This is a genomic window from Treponema sp. R6D11 (assembly GCF_054786075.1).
In genome coordinates, this window is the sequence record NZ_BDHD01000094.1 from 1 (window position 1) to 6949 (window position 6949).

Consider the following 6949-nt stretch of genomic DNA (forward strand, 5'->3'; position numbering starts at 1 on the left):
TATTAACCCGCCCCTCCATTTCATTCAAGTTGTTTTTCAAATTCTCGTATATAACCTTCGCTGTCGCGACCGTTTCCTTCAAAATCACTAATTCCCTTTCAAAGATCGCAAATTTTATCTTGTAAAGATACTGATTTATCTTGTATTAATAGTATATGGGATTATTATAATTTTGATGGAAGCGTTTATTGTCGCTCTTTCAGGGGGAAATTGATGAAAAAACTTTATGCGTTAAGGGGAGCGGTTCAGTGCGAGAACACGGAGGGCGATATTTGCCGCCAAATAGGACTGACGTATGATGAATTGCTTAATTTAAACAAGCTGGAAGAAGCCGGCATTGTTTCCGTAATGTTTTCCGTAACGGACGATCTTTTTGCCATTAATCCGTGCACCGCATTAAGAAAAAGCGGCAGGGCGGGAGATCTTGCCCTTTTTTCTACACAAGAGCCAAAAATTAAAAATTCTCTTGAAAGAGTTATCAGAGTTATAATTCATTGTTATCTTGAAGAAGGCGCGAAAGTAAGCCATGTCTATCGCAATGGGGCGGAAGTTTTACGCCCTGACAGGGTAAAAAAATGAGCAAATTTACATTTATTGTTGAAGCCGAAGCCTTTGAAGGCGTAAAAAGAATAGCCAAAAAAGTAGGGACTGACTTTGAAAAAGTATGCGGAACGTATCCCGTTTTTACGGAAAAAGTTCCGTTAGGTGAAACAAAGCCAAATACCGTTATTTTCGCCACATTGGGAAAAAGCCGTTTTGTGGATACGCTTGTTCGTGAAGGAAAATTCGAGTCCTCGTCAATCAGCGGCAAGAGGGAAGTTTTTTGCATAAAGTTTATTGACAATGTCCTGCTTGTTTGCGGAAGCGACAAACGGGGGACAATTTACGGCATATTTGCGTTATCTGAATATATCGGCGTTTCACCATTGCACTTTTGGGGAGACGTTGAACCGCAAAAGCGTAAAGACCTAAAAATATCAAAAGATATAGAGACTGTTTCCAAAGAACCAAGCGTAAAATACAGGGGATTTTTTATCAACGATGAATGGCCCTGTTTTGGGACATGGACATTTGGGCATTATAAGGGCTTTACGGCGGATATGTACGACCATGTTTTTGAGCTTTTACTGCGGCTAAAAGGAAATTACCTTTGGCCCGCCATGTGGACATCTTCATTCGCTCTGGACGGACCGGGAAACCTTAACGAGGAATTAGCCGACATTTACGGCATACTTGTTGGCGGCTCTCATCATGAACCTTGTCTTCGTGCGAGCGAAGAATGGGATATGGTAAGGGGGCAAAATTCAATTTACGGCAATGAGTGGAATTACTATAAAAACAAAAATGGTCTATTAAAATATTGGGAAGACGCACTTATAAGAAGCGGCAAATACGAAAAAATAATTACGATAGGAATGAGGGGAGAGCGCGACAGCTCCATGTTAGGCGATGATTCTTCGCTTAAAGAAAATATTGATTTGTTAAAAGATATAATTAAAAACCAGCGGGAATTAATAAAAAAACATGTTAACCCCAATATAGAGCAAGTTCCGCAGGTTCTTGCCCTTTACAAGGAAGTTGAGGAATACTTTTACGGAAAAGAAGGAGTAGATGGCTTAAAAGACTGGGACGAGCTTGACGGCGTTATCTGCATGTTATGCGAAGATAACTTTGGTTTTATGCGCACCCTACCCACTGCGGATATTCGGGAGCGTAAAGGCGGCTTTGGAATGTATTATCATTTTGATTACCACGGCGGTCCAATTTCCTATGAGTGGGTAATGTCAACCTCTTATGAACGAACATGGGAACAGATGTGCATGGCTTATGATTACGGAATAAAAGATATATGGATTGTCAATGTAGGAGACATAAAATTTAACGAAGTGCCTCTTAATTATTTTATGGAGCTTGCCTACGATTTTGAAAAATGGGGAACAAAAGCGCCTAACAAAATAGACGAATATACGTCCCTTTGGTTTAACAAAAATTTCCCAAACGTGAAAAAAGAAACCCGCGAAAAAATGGCGACTGTTCTGCACGGCTTTTTAAGACTGAACGCCGCAAGAAGACCCGAAGCGCTTAACTCCGATATTTACCACCCGTGCCATTATCTTGAAGCCGACAGAATGTTGGACATTGCGGAAAAAATTGACTTATTAAACGAGGAAATTTATTCCTCTCTTAACAAAAGCGAAAAAAACGCCTATTACAGCATGATATATTTTCCGGCAAAATCAAGCATTAATTTGTTAAGAATGCATTTGTACGCCGGAAAAAACAGGCATTACGCTACACAAGGAAAAAAGCTCGCTAATTTATACGCAGACCTTGTAACAAAATGTATACAGAAAGACAACTCCCTTAAAGAGGAATTCCATAATTTTAACGGCGGCAAATGGTTTGGCATGGAACTTGAACAGCATATCGGTTTTACAAAATGGAACGAGGATAATTGCCGATATCCTGTAAGAATTCAAGTTGAGCCGGCGTACACGCCTCGTTTGGTTGTTTCAAGAAAAGACAGGGAAGAAATCTACACAAAAACTTACGGCAACCCGATGACCGTAATAGTTGATGATTTTCTTTGCGCCGGAAATGACGAAGTGATATTGGAAATCGCCAATGACGGAATAGGCAAATTGGACTATACAATTGAGTTTAATGCGGAATACCCGTGGCTAGAGATCAGTTCAAAAAAAGGAAAGGTTGAGTTTCAGGAAGAAATAAGCATTAGGTGCAAAAGAGACAAACTTGACAAACAGCAAGAGGTGGAAACCGCAAGATTCATTATACAGGATAACGAGAGCAGGGTAGCGGTTGAAGTAAAAGCAAAAGTTATAAATGTAAATTTACCCGAAAAAACATTTTTGGAAAACAACAATATTATTGCGATTAACGCTAATCATTTTTGCGGTAAAAAAGACGCTCCCAAAGGCGGTTTTGCGGAGCTTAAAAATTACGGCAGAAGCGGTTGCGGCATGAAGGTTTTTCCAGTAACTTCGGATTTTACCGAGAATGAAGAAAAGCCGTCCCTTACCTACCGTTTCCTGCTCGAAAAAAGCGGCGATTATACTGTTGAAGTTTGGACAACTCCTGTTAATTCGGTGCAAAACAAGCGTCCGCTAAGATGTCAGCTTGAAACTTCCAAAGGCGAAAAGCAAATTATAGTAACAGTTCCCGATGATTTCCGCGCCGGAAGCCCCTCTGACGCAAGATGGTGTCAGGGAGTACTGGATAACATTCGCATAACTAAAGCATTATTTAACTTTGATAAAGGCGTGCAGGAAATTTCTGTAAGCGCGTTAGAGGCGGGGCTTGTGTTGGAGAGGATTATTATCTATCCCAAGAATAAACCGCCGCTTAAATCTTATTTGGGTCCATTAGAGAGCTTTTATTTCTCTATCTGAATAATTTCCCAAACCTTGGGAGTTTCCTGCCCGATACGCCAAAACCCTATGGCGTTTATTTTCATCGACTTGTACATTTCCATTCGCGCGGAAATAGAATATTCGTCTTCATAATAAACTTTAACGTTTACATTAGGAACGTAATCAAAAGTGGGTATGCCGTTTTCACGTTTTATATCTTTTATTTTGTAGGTATCTATCAATTTTTCAATAGTTGCATAAATAAGCGCCCTGTGGTGGTTTTGTTCCTCCCATGCTCGTCCGTAAAACGGGATACCCATGACAAGTTTTTCAGCTCCTATAACCCGCATGGAATAATCCGCCACGCTGCGACACCATCTAATGGACGCTACAGAACCCGGAGAACCGCCGCTCCAATGTTCATCGTAAGCCATTACAAAAATTTTATCGACAATGGGTTTAATTTTTTCGTAATCGTAAACATCATTGGTTAGTGTTCTTGTGCGGGCGGCAAGGGCGACGGAAAATATTTTTTCTTTTGGAAGCCCAGCCCGTAATTCACGTAAAAATGAAATATACGCCTCGCCCGATCTTGGAGGGATATTTTCATAATCGATATTTAAGCCGTCATAATTTTTTGTGGCGGAAATTAAATCCGTTATTAATTTTTTACGTTGCGGACTTTCAGGCATTAGCGTAAAGTAAGAAAGAGCGTTCCCGTTGCAAACGGCGACCAAATGCACTCTGCCGCCAAACGCCGAAAGATTTTGTCGGTTTGGAATATTTGTAAGAGAGCCGTAAATATCAACTTCCATGCCAAAGTAGCCAATGTCCGTTAAGGGGACATTTTTTTTAAGATCGTTCTCATGTCCCGCTAAAACATAGCCCCATACTTCCCTAAACGCCGTTACAGGCAGGGTTTGTCCTGAGTTTTGGATAAATTCTTTAATCTCTTGATCAGAGGGTTCGGCTTCGGTTTCAGCTTCTTTGGGCGGGGTTTTGCATTGGATCAGTAAAAACATTGATAAAACGACTATGATTAGCGGATATTTCATGTTAAATTATCGGAATATTTTACCGCGAATCTGCGTGAAAGCAAGATGTATGCCAAAAAAATTCTTTCGTAGGCATACATCTTAACCGCTAATTATAATAATTCTTCTATTTTGTCCAAGGAGAGCCCGGTAATTTCACACACGAATTCTGGCGTTGACCCTTTTGTAAGCAAATTTCTCGCGATAATTAGTTTTTCTTCTTCCTTAGCTTCCATGCGGTTTACGGCTATATCCATTTCCCTGTCATATTCACCAAAAATCATATTTACTACCTCCGAAGCGTGAGCTTTCAAAAAGTCCTTCAGTATGTTGTTCTTTATACAGTATTCTATCACAGGGTCTATAGATTCTTCAAGCGTTAATCCTTTCGCCTGATATTCCCTGATTTTGTTTATAAAAAGACTGTAGCCGTTTAGACTTTCACATTTTTTTAAAATTTCAGTATTATGTCCGTGGTTTATGTTGTATACGGGCGCGATTAACTCCAACGGTATTTTATCAATGGTCGATTTCAACCCTTCAATATCCATGAAAGCGTCGGAGAGTTTTAATTCGCTATAATCAGGATAATCGTCCGTGCCGTTGTACAGAACAATAAATTCGGGTTTTGGAATTTTCACAAGATTCTTTTGATACTTTTTTTCTTTATCTACTATTTTCTGATATATTTTTGATGTGTATTCAAGCAGGCGGTAAGGTATGTTCTCGTTTATCGTTGACTGGTGCTCAATCAGCACGATAAGTCGTTTGTCTAGTAAGAAAGAGACATCGTTAATCTGCTTCATAACCAGAACATTTGAAAGCGTGTTAATATCGATAGGTATATCTGGTGGGATAGGGATACCCTCGATAGCCGAGTAGAGTTCTCGCAGAACGTCTGGTGTACTGAACAGCGAAGAAAAGACGCTGTTTTTGTGGTTGCGGTTCACATTATCCATAAAGTGACCTCCAAAATAAGATTTGTAGTTGACCGCCCAAAAGCGGTTTGCCATTAAAATGGCTTTAAAAACTACATACCCTATATGGGTGCGTACTCATCGTTTTGCTTGACTGTTTTTTAAAAATTTTAAAGATTTTTTACTTTTTTTGTTACGAACTGGAGGGAAGGATTTTACCACGAAGCAAGAGGGAAGAATTTTTTAACCACGAACCTCACGAACAGGGAGCGAACGGAGAGGGATTTGAGTTTACTACTGATAACTTTATGGCACAATCACAGGAATTGCGTTGCCTTCTAATTTTAAAACGCCGCTACCGATCAATCCGATTATTGCCGCCTGTGTATTCAATATTGTGCCATTATATATGTTATTTGCCTTGAATTGAAAAGTGGTGCTGGCATTGCCGTCCAACCAAATAAGGGGTTGCTGTCCGCCATTATTGTTGATAGTTACGCTGTCTAGTAAAAAGTAGTCTTCACTATTATAAAGCGAAGCAAATGCCAATATACCTGCAGAACCGGAATTTAGATTAAATATACAGTTTCGTAGAGTTAGATTACTTACATTTCTTACCGTTCCTACCTCTCCTACCGCAGGAAAACGAGCCCATCTATTAAAAAGATAATTTTCTGACGGCATATTACCCCTTAAATTATTAAAAGTACAATTTTCAAAATTTCCGTTACCTAGTCCGAAAAAAGATGCAAGATAATTAGATGTAGACTCAAGATTAGGAAGATCGGCGTTATGTGTAAATTCACAGTTACTGATTAGCGAAAAGTCACTCATAAGAAATATTTTTATATCATTTGCGGCAGTACAGTTAATAAACAGCGAATTTGTTATGGCACCGTTACCGCTTAAATAGATGGCTCCAAAAATATCAGCCGTACATAATTCCATAGTTGTATCTTTAATAGTCGATGTACCGGAAGAATAAATACCTCCGCCATATGAAGCTTTTGCGTTCTTGATAGTACAACCGCTTATCTCAGAATTACCACTACAATAAATACCGCCACCGGAGGTAGAAGCTTCAACGTTTTCAATGGTAGTATCTTTAATGGTCAATGGTCCAAAAGAATAAATACCGCCGCCATATGAAGCTTTTGCGTTTTTGATAATACAACCGCTTATCTCAGAATTACCACTACAATAAATACTGCCACCGTAGTTAGAAGCTTCAACATTTTCTATCGTAGTATTTTTAATAATAGTCGATGTACCATGACAATAAATACCACCGCCAGTTGCAGCTTTTGCGTTCTTGATGGTACAACCGCTTATCTCTAAATTACCAGCACAATAAATACCACCACCGAAAGAAGAAGCCTCAATATTTTCTATAGTTGTATCTTTAATAGTCAATGGCTCAGAAGAATAAACACCACCGCCAAATCCCGACGCTTTTGCGTTCTTGATTGTACAACCGATTATTTCAAAATTATTTTGACAATAAATACCACCACCGTAAGAAGAAGCTTCAACATTTTCAATGATAGTATCTTTAATGGTCAATGGACTAGGAGAATAAATACCTCCGCCATATGAAGCTTTTGCGTTCTTGATAGTACAACCGCTT

Annotated in this window: 5 protein-coding genes; 2 read left to right on the forward strand and 3 right to left on the reverse strand. The window is 39.4% G+C overall.

Annotated features, from left to right (window positions below; genetic code table 11):
* The first annotated feature begins 213 nt into the window (after positions 1 to 213).
* Together aroH and ACYVTD_RS08550 are read left to right on the forward strand one after the other, a co-directional pair.
* Entirely contained in the window at positions 214 to 579 is a 366-nt protein-coding gene (gene aroH / locus ACYVTD_RS08545) for a chorismate mutase (RefSeq protein WP_461247355.1), read from the forward strand.
* Complete coding sequence (locus tag ACYVTD_RS08550; protein ID WP_461247356.1) at positions 576 to 3410, forward strand: glycosyl hydrolase 115 family protein; 2835 nt, start codon at positions 576 to 578, stop codon at positions 3408 to 3410. The genes aroH and ACYVTD_RS08550 overlap by 4 nt, the downstream gene beginning before the upstream one ends.
* Here the strand turns inward: ACYVTD_RS08550 and ACYVTD_RS08555 are convergent.
* From ACYVTD_RS08555 to ACYVTD_RS08565, 3 genes are all read right to left on the reverse strand, one after another.
* Positions 3395 to 4426 carry a glycosyl hydrolase family 18 protein gene (locus tag ACYVTD_RS08555; protein WP_461247357.1) on the reverse strand — a complete coding sequence of 344 codons (1032 nt, stop codon included), beginning with the start codon at positions 4424 to 4426 and terminating at the stop codon, positions 3395 to 3397. The two genes, ACYVTD_RS08550 and ACYVTD_RS08555, sit on opposite strands and share 16 nt — an antisense overlap.
* A 92-nt stretch (positions 4427 to 4518) precedes the next feature.
* On the reverse strand, positions 4519 to 5364 hold the full coding sequence (locus tag ACYVTD_RS08560; RefSeq protein WP_461247358.1) for an Rpn family recombination-promoting nuclease/putative transposase: 846 nt from the start codon (positions 5362 to 5364) through the stop codon (positions 4519 to 4521).
* Positions 5365 to 5628: 264 nt separating this feature from the next.
* A partial coding sequence (locus ACYVTD_RS08565) for a right-handed parallel beta-helix repeat-containing protein (protein ID WP_461247359.1) occupies positions 5629 to 6949 on the reverse strand: 1321 nt, incomplete at its 5' end.

Coding starts and splice junctions, on each gene's coding strand:
- ACYVTD_RS08560 (WP_461247358.1), bottom strand. CDS start 5,364: ATGGATAATGTGAACCGCAACCACAAAAACAGCGTCTTTTCTTCGCTG.
- aroH (WP_461247355.1), top strand. CDS start 214: ATGAAAAAACTTTATGCGTTAAGGGGAGCGGTTCAGTGCGAGAACACG.
- ACYVTD_RS08550 (WP_461247356.1), top strand. CDS start 576: ATGAGCAAATTTACATTTATTGTTGAAGCCGAAGCCTTTGAAGGCGTA.
- ACYVTD_RS08555 (WP_461247357.1), bottom strand. CDS start 4,426: ATGAAATATCCGCTAATCATAGTCGTTTTATCAATGTTTTTACTGATC.